The following is a 16,758-nucleotide window of genomic DNA, read 5'->3' as shown; positions in this document are numbered from 1 at the left end:
AAATGGAACGAGTTATTTGTCTGGCGATCGGTTATGTCTTCGGTCTGTTCCAGACGGCATTTATCTATGGAAAGATGAACCATATTGATATCAGGGAGCACGGAAGTGGAAATGCGGGTACAACAAATGCACTCCGGGTGCTTGGAAAGAAAGCCGGACTGATCGTATTTTTAGGCGATGTGTTTAAATGCTTTTTCGCGGTAGAACTGGTCAGACTCCTGTTTAAAAACAAATATCCGGATATATTGCCGCTTTTATCTCTCTATGCGGCTGCAGGTGCTATTTTAGGACACAATTTCCCATTTTATCTGCAGTTTAAGGGAGGAAAAGGAATTGCAGCAACAGCAGGATTGATTCTGGCATTTCACTGGCCTTTTCTGATTGTGGCAGCTCCAATCTTCTGTTTGTTGTTTTTTACAACACATTATGTATCGGTCGGCTCATTGGCTGTGTATGTCGGATTTATCACGGAGCTGATCGTTTTGGGACAAAAGGGTTATTTCGGAATGAGCCAGCCTGCACTTCTGGAAATGTATGCGGTCGGCATGTTCCTGATGGTCATGGCATTTGCCAGACATAAAGAAAATATAAAGAGATTATTTGCCGGAACAGAACGAAAGACGTATCTGTTCAAGGCTAACAGGGAGGATTAAAAGATGGCAAAAATTGGTGTGATCGGTGCAGGAAGCTGGGGAACAGCACTTTCCAGACTGCTTGCAAATAACGGACATGACGTGATCGTATGGTCTATTATAGAGGCGGAAGTCAAAATGCTGCAGGAAAAGCATGAGCACGTAGATAAACTGCCGGGCGTAAAACTGCCGGAAAGCATGGAGTTTACCACAGATTTAAAGAAAGCAATCGACGGAAAGGATCTGCTCGTACTGGCTGTACCTTCTTCTTTTACAAGAAGTACGGCAAAATCAATGCGTGAATATGTGGCGGAAGGACAGATTATTGTCAATGTAGCAAAAGGAATCGAAGAACATACGTTAATGACCTTATCCCAGATCATCGAGCAGGAGATCCCACAGGCGGATGTAGCTGTATTATCCGGACCTTCCCATGCGGAAGAAGTCGGAAAGGATATGCCGACGACCTGCGTAGTCGGTGCAAGAACAAAACAGACAGCGGAATATATCCAGAATATTTTCATGAACAATGCTTATTTCCGTGTTTATACAAGCCCTGATATTCTGGGAATCGAGGTTGGTGCAGCTCTGAAAAATGTCGTGGCACTGGCAGCCGGTATCGCAGACGGACTCGGCTGCGGAGATAACACAAAAGCAGCCCTGATCACCAGAGGTATTGCGGAAATTTCACGCTTAGGTGTAGCCATGGGTGGTAAGCCGGAGACATTTACAGGCCTTTCCGGAATCGGTGATCTGATCGTGACCTGTGCTTCCATGCATTCCCGCAACAGAAGAGCCGGTATTTTAATGGGACAGGGTAAGACGATGGATGAAGCCATGGCTGAGGTCAAGATGGTTGTGGAAGGTGTTTATTCCGCAAAGGCAGCCAAAGAACTTGCACAGAAGTACAAGATCGATATGCCGATCATTGAAGAGGTCAATGAGATTCTGTTTGAGAACAAGCCTGCAAAGGATGCGGTTAAAGATCTGATGTTCCGCGATAAAAAGCCGGAGCTTGCGTGGGAATAGTGAATCTTGCCGGAATACGTGCATAATAGCACATAATTTGAAAATGGGTGTTGAAATTTACTGAAAAATAATATAAAGTAACCTTTGTAGTTTAAAATTTCATGAAAGGTCTAAAGAGGAGGACATTATGAAGAAAAAATTATTAAGCATTCTTCTTTCTGTCGCTATGGTTGCTTCTTTATGCGCATGTGGCGCAAGCAATGACGCAACTGACAATGCAGCTCAGACAGAAGAGACAACAGACGAAGCTACAGATGCAGCAACTGATGCAGCTACAGACGAAGCAACTGATGAGACAGCAGATGCAGCTGACAAAGCAGGCGTTATGCCGGCTATCGCAAAAGAGGATATCAAGGTTGGTGTGATCCACATTGGTGATCCTGCAACAGGAAGCGGTTACTCTTATGCACATGATCAGGGTATCGTAGGTATGCAGCAGACATTAGGTCTGTCTGATGATCAGATCGTTCGTAAACTTAACGTAGATGACGGTGATACAACAGCAATCGAAAATGCAATGCTGGAATGTATCGAAGAAGGATGTAACATCATCTTCGCTACAAGCTGGGGTTACATGGATACATGTGAACAGCTTGCTGCAGAATATCCGGATGTTATTTTCTCTCATGCAACAGGTTATAAATCAAACGGCACTAACTTCAATAACTACTTTGGTAGAATCTATCAGGCAAGATACCTTGCAGGTATTGCAGCAGGTCTGAAGACAACAACAAACAAGCTTGGTTATGTATCCGCAATGGGTCAGGAAAACTCTGAGTGTACAGGTGGTATCAATGCATTCGCAATGGGCGCTTACTCTGTAAATCCTGATTGTGAAGTATATGTAAAGGTTACAAACAGCTGGTATGATCCGGAAGGTGAGACACAGGCTGCACAGGCTCTGATCGATGCCGGTTGTGATGTGATCGCACAGCACTGCGATACACCAAACCCACAGCTCGCAGCTGAACAGGCAGGCGTATTTGGTGTTGGTTACAACTCAGATATGTCCAAGGATGCTCCAAAGGCAGCTATCACATCTGTTATGTGGGATTGGTCAGCATACTATACACAGGCTGTTGAATCAGTGATCAACGGTACTTGGGATGGTTCTAACTACTTCGGTGGTATGAGTGACGGTCTTGTAAACATTGCACCACTTGCTGATTTCGCAGCAGACGGTACACAGGAAGCAATCGACGAAGCTACAGCTAAGATCGAGTCCGGTGACTGGGATGTATTCGATGGTGTGATCGAAACAAACGACGGTTCTACAGTTGGTACAGAAGGCGAGCATATGGCTGATGCTGATATCACAGGCAATATGAACTGGTACTTCAAGAACGTAGTAGTAAAATAAACATTTTGACTGATTAAGTCAATTTAATCAAGGGGGATCTCTCAATGGTGGTCCCCCTTGAATTTTATAGGGAAGAAACAGGTAAGGTACAAAGAGGTTGAGTATGGCAGATTATGCAATCGAGTGTAAAAAAATAACGAAGACCTTCGGTAGTGTGGTTGCAAACGATCAGATTGATCTGAAGGTGAAAAAGGGTGAAATCCTGGCACTGCTTGGAGAAAACGGATCAGGAAAGACAACTCTGATGAATATGCTTTCCGGTATTTATCATCCGGACAGCGGGGAGATACTGGTAAATGGACAGACCGTGGCGATCAATTCGCCGGTAGATGCGATGCATCTCGGAATCGGTATGATCCATCAGCATTTTAAACTGGTGGATTCGTTTCGGGCAATGGACAATATTGTGATCGGAACAAAGGGAAAGAGACTCACAGATAAGGAACTGAGCCAGAAGATCAAGGAAATCTGTGATAAATTTGGATTGGAAATTGAACCGGAAAAACGTGTCTACGAAATGAGTGTCAGTGAAAAACAGACCGTAGAGATCGTAAAGGTTTTATATAAAGGTGCGGATATTTTGATTTTGGATGAGCCGACAGCGGTTCTGACACCGCAGGAAACGGAACGGCTTTTTGATATTCTCCGCAAGATGAAGGAGAAAGGCTGTGCGATCATCATTATCACGCATAAGCTGCAGGAAGTGCTGGAGATCAGCGATCGTGTGACGATCCTGCGCAAAGGAAAGAGTATTGAAACGGTAGAAACGGCCAAAAGCAATAAACAGACGCTGACAGAGTTAATGGTCGGCAGAAAAGTTAGTCTGGAAATTGACAGACCGGAGCCGGAGCATGTGGATACGATCCTAAAGGTCGTAGATCTTTCGGTTGATAAGCCGGACGGCTCAAAGGGATTGGATGATATTTCTTTTGAGATCAAAAAAGGAGAGATCCTCGGTGTGGCAGGTGTAGCAGGCAGCGGACAGAAAGAGCTTTGCGAGACGATTGCAGGTCTGATGCAGGCAAAGGAAGGCGCAATCCTTTATAAAAAGACAAATCTGCTCGGTAAGACACCTTCCGAGATCATCAATCTGGGCATCAGTATGAGTTTCGTACCGGAGGATCGTCTCGGTATGGGACTTGTTTCCACGATGGGTATGACAGATAATATGCTGCTCAAGAGTTATAAAGCAGGCAAAGGACCGTTTGTCAGAAGAAAACCGGCAAAGGAGCTTGCAGCGAAGTTAGTTGAGAAGCTGAGTATTGTAACGCCAAGCATTGAAACGCCTGTGCGTATGATGAGTGGCGGTAATGTACAGAAGGTTCTTCTGGGACGTGAGATCGAATCAGAACCGAATCTGCTGATCACAGCTTATCCGGTGCGTGGACTTGATATCAATTCTTCTTACGTGATCTATGATCTGTTAAATGAACAGAAGAAGAAAAATGTGGCAGTCATGTATATCGGAGAAGATCTGGATGTGCTTCTGGAGCTTTCCGACCGGATCATGGTACTGTGTCACGGCAAGATCACAGGTATCCTGGATGCCAGAACGGCAACCAAAGAACAGATCGGTCTGCTGATGACAGGCGATACGGAAGATGCTGCGGAAGAAATGACGAAGGGAGGGCAGACAAATGAATAAACACACAAAAGAACCGCTTCTGCGTACAGTCAAACGTGCGGAGATGGGAAACAGACAGATCCTTATTTTACGTCTGCTCGCTATTTTATTATCACTTGTGGCAGGAGGTATTTTTATCCTGTGTATCGGCTATAATCCGTTTGTGATCTATGGTACGATCGTTACCGGTGCATTCAGAAGTGCCATGGCTGTACAGGCGACGGTCAAGATCATGATTCCGCTTCTGATTTGCTCCCTCGGTGTGACGCTTGCTTTTAAGATGCGTTTCTGGAACATCGGTGCGGAAGGACAGCTTATTTTCGGGGCAACCTGTGCTTCTTTCTTTGCTCTTTACTGCAGCAACTGGAATCACGTTGTACTGCTTCTGGTGATGGCAGTGGCAGGTATTGTGGGCGGCGGTCTCTGGGGACTGATCCCTGCATTTTTTAAGGTGAAGTTTAATACAAACGAAACGCTGTTTACCCTGATGCTGAATTACATTGCGATGTATTTTGTATCCTATCTGCAGGATGGCCCATGGAGAGATCCGGCGGCAAACGGTTTTTCCAAGATCCAGAGATTTGACGCCAATGCGGCGCTGGATAAGGTAGCAGGTATCCAGTGTGGCTGGATTGTGGCATTGCTTCTGGTTGTGATCGTATTTGTATATCTGAAGTTCAGCAAGTCCGGTTATGAGATCGGTGTTGTCGGTGTCAGCCAGGATACAGCAAGATATGCCGGTATGAATGTCAAGAAGATCATTTTAAAGACGATGTTTTTAAGTGGTGCGATCTGTGGTCTGGGTGGTATGATCCAGGCAAGCGGTTCCGATGTTACACTGACCATGAATGTAGCAGGCGGTGTCGGATTTACAGCAATTATCGTTGCATGGCTGTCACAGCTGAATCCGTTTGTGATACTGATCGTTTCCTTCCTGTTTGCGGTACTGGAGAAGGGCAGCAGTGTTGTACAGTCATCCTTCGGACTTTCCACAGACTGTGCGGATGTGCTGCAGGGAATTATTTTATTCTTCATTCTGGGCTGTGAATTCTTCGTCCGCTATAAATTTGTAGGAAGAAGTAAAGGAGGAGACAAATAATGGATATGGTAATTAAATTCTTGGTAGCGGCAGTACTTGCCGGAACTCCTTTATTATATGGTACGGTAGGAGAGATTCTTTCCGAAAAAACAGGGCATCTGAATCTGGGTGTGGAAGGCATGATGTCGATCGGTGCCTGCGCAGGATTTATGGCAGGTTATCAGACAGACAGCTTTGTCATTGCTATTTTAGCCTCAGCTCTGGCAGGCGCACTCAGCGCATTGATCTATGCACTTTTGACGGTTACATTTATGGCAAACCAGAACGTAACGGGTCTGACGCTTACAATCTTTGGTATCGGACTTGCCAACTTCATCGGTGTTATGATGATCGCAAAATCACCAGACGGTACTTTGAAACTACCGGAGCATATTACAGCAGCGATGCGGAGCATCCATATTCCGGGACTTTCCGATATTCCGGTTGCAGGACCGCTTTTATTCTCTTATAACCCGTTTGTTTATCTTGGTATCCTGATCGCGATTCTTTGCGGTATTTATCTTGGTAAGACAAAAACAGGTCTGAATGTACAGGCGATCGGACAGAATCCTGCAGCAGCGGATGCGGCAGGTATTCAGGTGACGAAATGGAAATACATTAATATTATAGCCGGTGGTGCGATCTGTGGTATCGGCGGCGCATATTGTTCTATGATCATCAACGGTGGTGTATGGATCAGCGATAATGTAGGTGGTCTTGGCTGGATCGCAGTAGCACTTGTTATTTTTGCTTCCTGGAGACCGACCTTTGCAATCTGGGGATCTTTTGTATTTGGTGCACTGCGTATTCTGAAGTACTATATCCCACAGTCGGTATTTCCGTTCCCAATCGCATTTTACGATATGCTACCATTCCTGATCACAGCGATCGTGCTGGTTATCAGTTCTATCCGCAACAGACGAAACAGTAATATGCCGGAAGCGCTCGGAAACAATTATTTCCGTGAAGAGCGTTAAACCGGAAAAATAAAAGGAGGGTTTTCATGAAGAAATGCAGTAAGTTTTTAGCAGGACTGCTTGCTCTGACACTTGCGATCAGTGCGTTCGCAGCACCGGTAAAAGTGCAGGCAGCAACCAAAACAACAACGTACACGTATGATCAGAAAAACGGCGTGGCTTATCAGACCGCGATCCGTGCGACAGAGCATTCAGCCACAAACTACAGTACAAGTGTATATCTGTTGCATGAGGGAGCTTACATTACAGGACTGAAGTCAAACAGCAGTAATCTGATCGTAAAGGCAACACGTAAAACCAAAGCAGGAGAAGGCGGAGCTATCGTTCCTGCTGTGAAAGGTCTGGCAGAGGGCGCCGGATTAAAGGTATCACAGAGTATCGGTATTTTTGCAAAGAAAAAAGGAACCTATACCATATCCTTTACGGTAAAAAATGCTGCCAATAAAAAGGTGTGCACCAAGAAGATAAAGGTATATGTAACAGATATTGAATCTCCGACCGCATCCTTCTCTTATGCGGGGAAAAAAGCAGAGGACGGAATAAACATGTATGCTATTCTTTCCAAAAAGGGAAGCGGCAAGCTCAGCGTTAAAGCCAGTCCGACCTATAAGATCAAATCGATCGCGATCGCAACAACGATGGATGAGAAAAATGAACCTGTCTATAAAACTGTGAAGAACGGTTCAAAGATTACATTGGGAACACAGACAAATTATCAGATGGTCTTTTTTACACAAGATATTTCTCGTAGCGATGGATATATATATAAATCAGTAAGTGGACGAAGTTATGATCTGATCTATCCGACAACGGTCGTTAAGATCACTTATTACGATACAAAACTGAAGATCACAACCGACTATCTGCGCTATATTATTTACCAGAACAAGTAAGGAGGTATGCAATATGAAACAATTTAGAAAATGGATGACCGCCTTTGCTTTGGTACTTAGTGTGTTCCTCTTTGCAGGCGTGCAGGCACAGGCACAGGAGTATAAGGACGCTTATGTAGAGTATCCGCAGGAGGATACGATCACAGCCGGATATGCCTATTATTATACAAGCGGCGGAGCGTGTGGTGGTTATACCAATATTTATGTAAAAGATACAGATAAGTATCGTATTACCAATGTCAGAACTAACAACAAAAATCTGCTGGCAACAAAGTCAACGGAATATTACAGTACGGTGACAAGAAATAGTTATAATTACAGTACGGGAAGTTATAGTGCGGCAACAACAAAGACAACTTATTCTTCCCCGCGTATCGCCTACTTTGCTAAAAAGCCGGGTAAATATATGGTCAGCTTTGATGTTGTAGACAGTAATGGCAGTGTGATCGGGACAAGAAATATCAAGGTTACGGCAAAGAGAGCACACAGCATAAATACCTCCCATGTAAAATCGATCAAATATGCGGGAAAAGATTTATGGGAGATGAATCCGTATGCCACAAAGAAAAGCGGTGCGCTCAAGGTAACACTGCAGAAGGGTTATTCCCTTGTAAGTCTGGAGCAGGGCAATTTTCTGGGACAGGGTGAAAATTATAACACTCTGACTTATAAGAAGATCAAAAACGGTAAGAAGATCAAGATTGCAACGTCCAGAAAGTACAGCTACAATGCTTCTACAGGGTTTGCCTATGAAGGAAACGATCTGAGTGTCAGCACATATATCCGTATTACTTACAAGAACAAAAAGACAAAAGAAATTGATACAGAAACTTATGTGATCAGTTATCTGAACACAAAATAATATCTGCTGTAAATACGCAGACAGAAAAAAGATCCGGCGTCAGCCGGATCTTTTTTGACAGAAATAAAGCTCTTATTTGGTTACGGCTTTTTTGTGGATCAGATACAGCGGAATGCTGACAAAGACCATACCACCGATGATATTACCGATCGTAACAGGGATCAGATTGTTGATAAAGAAGCCTTTCAGACTGAGTGCTGCAAGCTGCGCTTCTGTATAGCCGTATGCATTCATGGCTGCCTGTTTGTAAGTATCATTGGAAAGTGCCATAAGACCGGCAGGAATATAATACATATTGGCAACACAGTGTTCATATCCGCCGATAACAAATGCCATGATCGGGAACAGGATCGCAAATACTTTACCTGCGATATCCTTGGCTGCGCCAGCCATCAGAACTGCGACACAGACTAAGATATTACATAAGATACCGGAAAACAGAGCACGTGAGAAAGGAAGAGTAGCCTTTCCGTAAGCGACCTTGATCGTAAAAGCACCTAAAAGTCCGGCGGACATATCAAGCTGACCGCTGAAGTAAACAAGTGCGGCAATGATCACGGAGCCGACCAGATTGCTGAGATACACAAGCACAAGGACACGGATCATGGAAAGTGCATTGTATTTTTTATGCAGATTGCCCATCAGCATCATGCAGTCTCCGGTAAAAAGCTCGCCGCCGACGAATACGATCATCATCAGTCCGGCCGGGAAGATCAGTCCGGCGATCAGCTTTGCCACACCCGGATTTTCAATGGCATGGATGGCAAGACTGCTGGAGGATGCACCGAAGGCAATAAACATACCGGCAAAAATACCGAGCAGCAGTACCTTCCAGACCGGCATTTCAGTTTTGGCTTTTCCCTCCGAGATCTTTGCCTGCACAAGCGAAGCCGGGGCGTTAAAACCGGCAGTTACATTTTGTTCGTTCATTTTCTATAGTCTCCCTTCTGTGGAATAAAATTTTGTATGATAAATTTTAGTCATAAGTTCCACGATTTTTCATCAGATGTATATTGTATACACGACTGATAGTGTAGCATACAAGGGGGAAAAAGTCAAAAAAGCACAGGAAAGAGGATAAGTGTTAGAAAACCTGCAAAATATTTCTAAATAAAACAGGTAAAGAAGCCGATATAACTTACAGAAATAGGAATAATGTCAAGGTAGTCGTTTGAGCAGATCAAGGAGGATATGAGAATGAATGTAAACGGAATTTCAAATCAGACAAGTACCTATGCTGCTTATAAGAGCACAGAGCAGAAAGCAGCCGCAATGGAAACAGAAGGAAAGCAGACAGAAGCTTCTGCAGTATATGAACCATCAACAGATGCCAAAAAGACAGATACAGTGACAACAAAGCAGAAAAACGAAGCGATCGTCAGCCAGCTCAAGGCAGATGCAGAGGCACGTACACAGCAGCTGCAGCAGCTTGTACAGCAGATGATCTCCAAGCAGGGAAGTGCTTACGGAAAAGCCAATGATATGTGGAAGTTTTTAGCAAGCGGTAACTTTACGGTAGATGCCCAGACAAAGGCACAGGCGCAGGCAGATATCGCAGAAGACGGTTACTGGGGTGTGAAACAGACTTCAGAACGTATCTTTGACTTCGCAAAAGCTCTTTCTGGCGGTGATATGGATAAGATGAAAGAAATGCAGGCAGCGTTCGAAAAAGGTTTCAAGCAGGCAACTAAGACTTGGGGCAAAGAACTGCCACAGATCTCACAGGATACCCGTTCTGCAGTCAACAAGCTGTTTGAAGATTATTATGCAGGCGATCAGAAAGATGCCGAATAAAATAATACAAAAGTATACAAGCAGGCAATATCGGTATATAATAGAATAAGAACAGAAAACAGAAAGAGAAATGGATATCCGTTTCTCTTTCTTTGTGTGACAGGAAATGATAAAGCAGGAGGTAGAAATGGAAAAACAGTATATCGCGATCGATCTGAAATCTTTTTTTGCCTCTGTAGAGTGCGTGGAACGGCAGCTGGATCCGCTACGGACAAATCTGGTCGTGGCAGATGCGACAAGAACGGAAAAGACAATCTGCCTAGCGGTATCGCCGTCGTTAAAACAGTATGGGATCCCCGGCAGGGCAAGGCTGTTTGAAGTGGTGCAGCGCGTAAAGGAAGTCAATAAAATGCGCGCGCGGCGCGCAGGACATCCGCTGACGGAAGAATCCTGCTTTGATCCGGAGCTGAAAGCGGATCCGAATAAAAGGGTGTCTTATCTTGTGGCACCACCACGCATGAGCTATTACATGAAATACAGTACAAAGATCTACAATATCTATCTGCGGTATGTGGCACCGGAGGATATCCATGTTTATTCGATCGATGAGGTATTTATGGATGTGACCTCTTATCTGCAGACTTATGGAATGAATGCACATGACCTTGCCATGCGGATGATCCGGGATGTGCTGCAGGAGACCGGGATTACAGCGACTGCAGGCATTGGGACCAATCTGTATCTGTGCAAGATCGCCATGGATATTGTGGCAAAGAAGATGCCGGCGGATGCGTCCGGCGTCAGGATCGTACAGATTGATGAACTGTCATACAGGCAGCTTTTGTGGGATCACAGACCGCTGACCGATTTCTGGCGGGTTGGCAGAGGCTATGCAAGAAAACTGGAAAAATGCGGTATTTATACCATGGGAGATATTGCCAGATGCTCCCTCGGTAAACCGGAGGAATACTATAACGAGGAGCTATTGTACAGTCTGTTTGGCATCAATGCGGAGCTTCTGATCGATCATGCATGGGGCTGGGAGCCCTGTACGATCGCAGATATCAAAGCATATAAGCCGGAGGCAAAGAGTATCAGCTCCGGACAGGTATTGAAATGCCCATATCCCTGTGATAAAGCACGGCTTATTGTGCAGGAAATGACAGATCTTTTAGTGCTTGATCTGGTAGACAAAGGATATGTGACAGATCAGCTTGTGCTGACGATCGGTTATGATATCGATAATCTGACAGATCCGGCTATTTTGAAAAAATATCACGGAGAGATCACGACAGACCGCTATGGCAGACGCGTGCCAAAGCATGCCCATGGAACAGAAAATCTGGAGGAAGCGACTTCTTCCACAAAGCAGATCATGGATGGCATGCTTACTTTGTATGACAGGATCATCAATCCCGATCTGCTGATCAGGCGTATCACAGTGGTGGCTGCGCACCTTCAGCGGGAACAGGATGTCGTGCAGGAAGAGACCTATGAACAGATGGATCTTTTCACAGATTATGAGCAGAAAAACAGGGAGAAGCAGGAAAAAGAGGAAGAGCGCAGAAAAGAAAAGCAGATCCAGAAGGCCATTTTGAATGTACAGAAAAAATATGGCAAAAATGCACTGATAAAGGGCATGAATCTGCAGGAAGGTGCCACGACAATGGAGCGTAACCAGCAGATCGGCGGTCACAAGGCGTAAGAAAGGGAAAATATGCAGATCAGGAAGGATTCTTATGAAGATATCATAGGACTGGAACATCATCAGTCAAAGACACATCCGCATATGTCGATCCATGACAGGGCTGCGCAGTTTGCACCGTTTTCCGCACTGACGGGACATGGTGCTGCGATCGCGGAGACGGCAAGGCTGACAGAACAGGAAGTTACATTGGATGAGTATGTGGTAGAAGAAATTGATGAAAAACTGCAATGGCTGATGCAGAATATTGATAGTAAGCCACAGGTAACTGTGACGTATTTTGTGCCGGATGAGAAAAAAGAAGGTGGCGCATTTGTCCAAAAGACCGGGTGTGTGAAGAAACTGGACAGTTACCAAAAGACAATACTTCTTACGGATGATACATGTATCGATATAGAGAAGATCAGAGAGATTGCTATAGAGAAATAAGAAAATGCTATATGTAAGCCGGCTGGAATATGCTATGATAGTATTGTTCTGTGCGGAAGAACTTTTCTAAGTGCAGACAGAAATATGTGAGAGTGCAGAAAAGAAAATGATGCAGGAAGAAAAAATACGTTTAAATAAATATATGGCGCAGGCGGGGCTTTGTTCGCGGCGGGAAGCAGATAAGCTGATCGAGCAGGGACGTGTTTATGTGAATGGTACGGTCGCAGGTCTGGGCTGTCTGGTAGGCGCAGCGGATAAGGTACAGATCGGCAAAAAGGAGATCAAAGGAGCAGCAGAGAAGGTGCTGATCGCTTTTTACAAGCCGGTTGGTGTGACCTGCACGGAGAAAGACCGATTTGCGGATAAAAAGATACTCGACTACGTGAAGACCAAAACGAGAGTGACTTACGCCGGGAGACTGGATAAGGATTCCGAGGGGCTCATGCTTTTGACAAATGACGGCGAGCTGATCCAGAAGCTGATGAGAGGTGCGGAAAAGCACGAAAAGGAATATGTTGTAAAGGTAGAAAAGGAAATCACGCCTGAATTTCTGGAGAAGATGGCAGGCGGTATTTATCTGGAGGAGTTTGACCGTACAACAAGACCCTGCAAGATCATGCAGGAGGGAAAATACACCTTCCGGATCATTCTGACACAGGGACTGAACAGACAGATCCGTAGGATGTGTCAGGCGTGCGGAAACCGGGTAAAGCAGCTCAGACGCGTACGGATCATGAATATAACACTGGGTGATCTGCATAGCGGACAGTCGCGGATCCTGACCAAGGAAGAGACGGCAGAATTGTATACACTTGTCGGACTTCAAATCCCGGAACAGTTTCGAAAATAGATTTGAGACATCCTGAGAGAAGATGGCAGACATAACAGAGGTAAAAGGTATGGAGAATAAAATGGAAGAAAAGATAGCAAGAATGCGGGAACTGATCCCTGTTTTACAGAAAGCATCCAAGGCATATTATGCGCAGGATACAGAGATCATGAGCAATTTTGAATATGACAGATTATATGATGAACTGCAGGCACTGGAGGCAGAAACCGGTATTGTGCTTTCCGGTTCGCCGTCGGTAACGGTCGGCTACGAGGCTGTGGATGCATTGCCAAAGGAACGGCATGAAAAACCGATGCTTTCGCTGGCAAAGACAAAGGAACGGGAAGAACTGAAGAGCTGGCTCGGCGATAAGGAAGGGCTGCTTTCCTGGAAACTGGACGGTCTTACAATCGTGCTGACTTATGAGGGTGGACAGCTTGTCAAAGCGGTAACCCGCGGAAACGGGGAAGTCGGCGAAGTTATTACGCCAAACGCCAGAGTGTTCCGGAACATACCGGGCAGGATTCCATATCAGGGCAGTCTTGTACTGCGCGGGGAAGCGGTTATTCCGTATTCCGAGTTTGAAAAGATCAATGCGCAGATCGAAGATGCGGATGCGAAGTACAAAAATCCACGGAATCTCTGCAGTGGTTCGGTCAGACAGTTAAATAATGAGATCACGGCAAAGAGAAGTGTGTTTTTCTATGCATTTTCCTATGTAAAAGCAGAGCTGGATGGCACAGAACCATCGTTTGAAAATGAACGGGAGAATCAGTTTCGTTTTTTAAAAGAACAGGGCTTTGATGTTGTACCGTATAAACGGGTCAGTGCAGATACGATCCTGGCAGAGATCGAAGGGTATGCACAGGCGATACAGACGTATGACATCCCGTCCGACGGACTGGTGCTTTGTTATTGTGATCTGGCTTATTCTGCTTCGCTGGGACTCACGGCAAAGTTTCCACGCGACTCGATCGCCTTTAAATGGGCGGATGAAACAGCCGAAACAACGCTGTTAGAGATCGAATGGAGTCCAAGCCGGACTGGTCTGATCAATCCGGTAGCGATATTTGAACCGGTCGAGCTGGAGGGAACGACGGTCAGCCGTGCCAGCGTCCATAATATCAGTGTGATGAAAGCGCTGGAGCTGGGGATTGGCGATAAGATCACCGTTTACAAAGCCAATATGATCATTCCGCAGATCGCGGAAAATCTGACAAAAAGCGGTGTGAAGGATATTCCGGTGCATTGTCCGGCTTGTGGCGCCGAGACGAAAATAGAAGCGGCAAATGAGGCAGAGGTTTTATATTGTACCAATCCGGACTGTCCGGCAAAAAAAATCAAGTCGTTTGCTCTGTTTGTCAGCCGTGACGCACTTAATGTAGATGGTTTGTCGGAAGCAACGCTGGAGAAATTCATCGGTAAGGGCTTTATCCATTCCTTTGCGGATATCTTTCATCTGGAACAGCATGCGGATACGATCAAAGAAATGGAAGGTTTTGGAGAAAAGTCCTGCCAGAATCTCCTTGACAGTATCGACAAAGCGAGACAGACAACGCTGCCAAGGCTGATCTATGCGCTGGGGATCACAGGGATCGGTGTTGCCAATGCAAAAGTTCTGTGCAGATATTTTGATTATGATATAGAGAAGATAAAATCGGCTGATGTGGAAGAACTGTCAGAAATAGACGGCGTCGGAGAAGTGCTGGCAGGTGGCATCAGGGCATATTTTACGAAAGAAGAAAATCTGTTAGCACTGGACAACTTATTGAAAGAACTGGAACTGCAGAAGCCGGAAGAAAACACACAGCAGCAGACACTGGCAGGTAAGGTATTCGTTATCACAGGCTCACTGGAGCATTTTGCCAACCGGAATGATCTCAAAGAGCAGATCGAGCAGCGTGGCGGTAAGGTCACAGGCTCCGTGACCGGAAAGACAGATTATCTGATCAACAATGATATTACCTCGACCTCCGGGAAAAACAAAAAAGCAAAAGAACTTTCTGTACCGATCATCACAGAAGAAGAGGCTATGCAGATGCTGTAACTATTACCAAACTTGCACGATTGTGTTATAATGTAATGAGTCCGTAGGAAACCAAGCGACTGCGAAGCAGGCATTTGGTTTCCACGGACTCATTAACGAGCAAACGGTCTGCGGAGCAGACAGAGAGCACCGGAGGTGCGGGTTTGCGAGTAAGAATGAAGAACCAAGCGACTGCGAAGCAGATAAAAAGAAACAGAGGATAGTTAGAAATGCCAATTAAAATACAAAGTGATCTCCCTGCCAAGGGAATACTGGAAAATGAAAATATATTCGTCATGGACGAAGGAAGAGCGGTCAGCCAGGAAATCCGACCACTGAAGATCTGTATCCTGAACCTGATGCCGCTCAAGGAAGAAACTGAGCTGCAGCTTTTAAGAGCACTGTCCAATACGCCGCTGCAGGTGGATGTGGATTTCATGAAGACAAGCACTCACGTTTCGCAGAATACATCGGCGAACCACCTGAACCGGTTTTATTCCACATTTGCGGAGCTGAAGGAAAATAAATACGATGGTCTGATCATTACCGGAGCACCGGTGGAACAGATGGCATTTGAAGAAGTGGATTACTGGGAAGAACTGTGCGGGATCATGGAATGGTCCAAGAAACATGTGACTTCCACACTGCATATCTGCTGGGGCGCACAGGCAGGACTGTATTATCATTTCGGACTGCCAAAGATCCAGCTTGCGGAAAAGCTGTTTGGTATCTTTGAGCATAAGGTAATGAACCGTAAAATACCGCTTGTCAGAGGCTTTGATGATTATTTTATGGCACCGAACAGCCGCTATACGACAGTCAGTGCAAAGGCGATCCATGATTGCCCACAGCTTATCGTGTTGGCAGAGTCGGAAGAAGCGGGCGTGCTTTTGTGCATGACAGAGGATGGCAAACAGATCTTTGTCATGGGACATCTGGAGTATGACAGAGTTACCCTGCAGAAAGAATATGAAAGGGATGTGGCAAAAGGACTTTCCATTAAACTTCCGGTCAATTATTTCCCGGATGATGATCCGACGAAAAGACCGCATCTGCAATGGCGTGCCCATTCCAACAATCTTTACAGCAACTGGCTGAATTATTACGTATACCAGACCACCCCGTACGATATTAACGAAATCCGATAGCATACAGCGTTGCAAAAAAGCCCTGACAGAACTACTCTGTCAGGGCTTTTCAAACTTACACGATCCGTGCAAATTAGCATCCGAAGTTTAAATATTTGCAGATAGCCTTAAATAACTCGGAGCAGCTATTGAAATTAAAACACATAGTTTCGTCCTCCTTATTTGATTTTATACTTGTATCAGCTGAATACAATAGGATTGTAACAATTTTGTAACAAATGAACAATAGGAGAAAGCTGGAAATTGTGTGCGTTCACAAAAAAAGAAAACACTTCTTTTTTGCATCGTTTTTGCTGAAATGCACAAAGTTTTATGTAGGTTTGTCAAACATGTGTTACATTGACGCAAGATAATCCATAAGCACTTGTTTGGGAGTTTTCCAGTTTAATGGGTGCATAGGGAAATTGTTGTAATCTCTACGATTATAAAGCG

At 45.1% G+C, this 16,758-nt stretch carries 15 protein-coding genes; 14 read left to right on the top strand and 1 reads right to left on the bottom strand.

From position 1 onward, the window contains the following. The first annotated feature begins 2 nt into the window (after positions 1-2). From plsY to KQI22_RS03995, 8 genes are all read left to right on the top strand, one after another. Positions 3-653, top strand: a complete 651-nt coding sequence (gene plsY, locus KQI22_RS04030; protein WP_216550805.1) for a glycerol-3-phosphate 1-O-acyltransferase PlsY — start codon at positions 3-5, stop codon at positions 651-653. A gap of 3 nt (positions 654-656) precedes the next feature. Beyond that, the gene (locus tag KQI22_RS04025) at positions 657-1,661 is read left to right on the top strand and encodes an NAD(P)H-dependent glycerol-3-phosphate dehydrogenase (RefSeq protein ID WP_216550804.1); all 1,005 of its coding nucleotides are present in this window, start codon (positions 657-659) and stop codon (positions 1,659-1,661) included. 127 nt (positions 1,662-1,788) lie between these two features. After that, on the top strand, positions 1,789-3,021 hold the full coding sequence (locus KQI22_RS04020) for a BMP family ABC transporter substrate-binding protein (RefSeq protein WP_216550803.1): 1,233 nt from the start codon (positions 1,789-1,791) through the stop codon (positions 3,019-3,021). A 103-nt stretch (positions 3,022-3,124) separates the two neighbouring features. Then, complete coding sequence (locus tag KQI22_RS04015) at positions 3,125-4,666, top strand: ABC transporter ATP-binding protein (RefSeq protein WP_216550802.1); 1,542 nt, start codon at positions 3,125-3,127, stop codon at positions 4,664-4,666. Next, on the top strand, positions 4,659-5,744 hold the full coding sequence (locus KQI22_RS04010) for an ABC transporter permease (RefSeq protein ID WP_216550801.1): 1,086 nt from the start codon (positions 4,659-4,661) through the stop codon (positions 5,742-5,744). The genes KQI22_RS04015 and KQI22_RS04010 overlap by 8 nt, the downstream gene beginning before the upstream one ends. Next, on the top strand, positions 5,744-6,700 hold the full coding sequence (locus KQI22_RS04005) for an ABC transporter permease (protein WP_216550800.1): 957 nt from the start codon (positions 5,744-5,746) through the stop codon (positions 6,698-6,700). Before KQI22_RS04010 ends, KQI22_RS04005 begins: the two co-directional genes overlap by 1 nt. 26 nt (positions 6,701-6,726) lie before the next feature. Beyond that, positions 6,727-7,593, top strand: coding sequence for a hypothetical protein (locus KQI22_RS04000; RefSeq protein ID WP_216550799.1), 867 nt, complete (start codon positions 6,727-6,729; stop codon positions 7,591-7,593). A gap of 13 nt (positions 7,594-7,606) precedes the next feature. Then, positions 7,607-8,455, top strand: a complete 849-nt coding sequence (locus KQI22_RS03995; protein ID WP_216550798.1) for a hypothetical protein — start codon at positions 7,607-7,609, stop codon at positions 8,453-8,455. 72 nt (positions 8,456-8,527) lie between these two features. Here KQI22_RS03995 and KQI22_RS03990 read toward each other — a convergent pair whose 3' ends face one another. Next, entirely contained in the window at positions 8,528-9,385 is an 858-nt protein-coding gene (locus KQI22_RS03990) for a formate/nitrite transporter family protein (RefSeq protein ID WP_216550797.1), read from the bottom strand. A gap of 267 nt (positions 9,386-9,652) precedes the next feature. Here KQI22_RS03990 and KQI22_RS03985 point away from each other — a divergent pair, with 267 nt between their 5' ends. The 6 genes from KQI22_RS03985 (at position 9,653) to metA (ending at position 16,326) form a co-directional block, all read left to right on the top strand. Beyond that, the gene (locus KQI22_RS03985; protein WP_216550796.1) at positions 9,653-10,249 is read left to right on the top strand and encodes a hypothetical protein; all 597 of its coding nucleotides are present in this window, start codon (positions 9,653-9,655) and stop codon (positions 10,247-10,249) included. A 127-nt stretch (positions 10,250-10,376) separates the two neighbouring features. Further along, the gene (locus tag KQI22_RS03980; protein ID WP_216550795.1) at positions 10,377-11,894 is read left to right on the top strand and encodes a Y-family DNA polymerase; all 1,518 of its coding nucleotides are present in this window, start codon (positions 10,377-10,379) and stop codon (positions 11,892-11,894) included. Positions 11,895-11,906: 12 nt separating this feature from the next. Then, complete coding sequence (locus KQI22_RS03975) at positions 11,907-12,323, top strand: hypothetical protein (RefSeq protein WP_216550794.1); 417 nt, start codon at positions 11,907-11,909, stop codon at positions 12,321-12,323. A gap of 106 nt (positions 12,324-12,429) precedes the next feature. Further along, on the top strand, positions 12,430-13,173 hold the full coding sequence (locus tag KQI22_RS03970; RefSeq protein ID WP_330623260.1) for a pseudouridine synthase: 744 nt from the start codon (positions 12,430-12,432) through the stop codon (positions 13,171-13,173). Between the two features lie 61 nt (positions 13,174-13,234). Beyond that, on the top strand, positions 13,235-15,199 hold the full coding sequence (ligA, locus tag KQI22_RS03965; protein ID WP_216550913.1) for an NAD-dependent DNA ligase LigA: 1,965 nt from the start codon (positions 13,235-13,237) through the stop codon (positions 15,197-15,199). A 209-nt stretch (positions 15,200-15,408) separates the two neighbouring features. After that, positions 15,409-16,326 (top strand): homoserine O-acetyltransferase MetA, encoded by a 918-nt coding sequence (metA, locus tag KQI22_RS03960; protein ID WP_216550793.1) that lies wholly within the window; start codon positions 15,409-15,411, stop codon positions 16,324-16,326. Positions 16,327-16,758: the final 432 nt, after the last annotated feature.

Origin of the sequence: Kineothrix sp. MSJ-39 (genome assembly GCF_018917935.1) — a bacterium.
Taxonomy (GTDB): Bacteria; Bacillota; Clostridia; order Lachnospirales; family Lachnospiraceae; genus CAG-194.
This window is presented reverse-complemented; position numbering and strand designations above follow the sequence as displayed.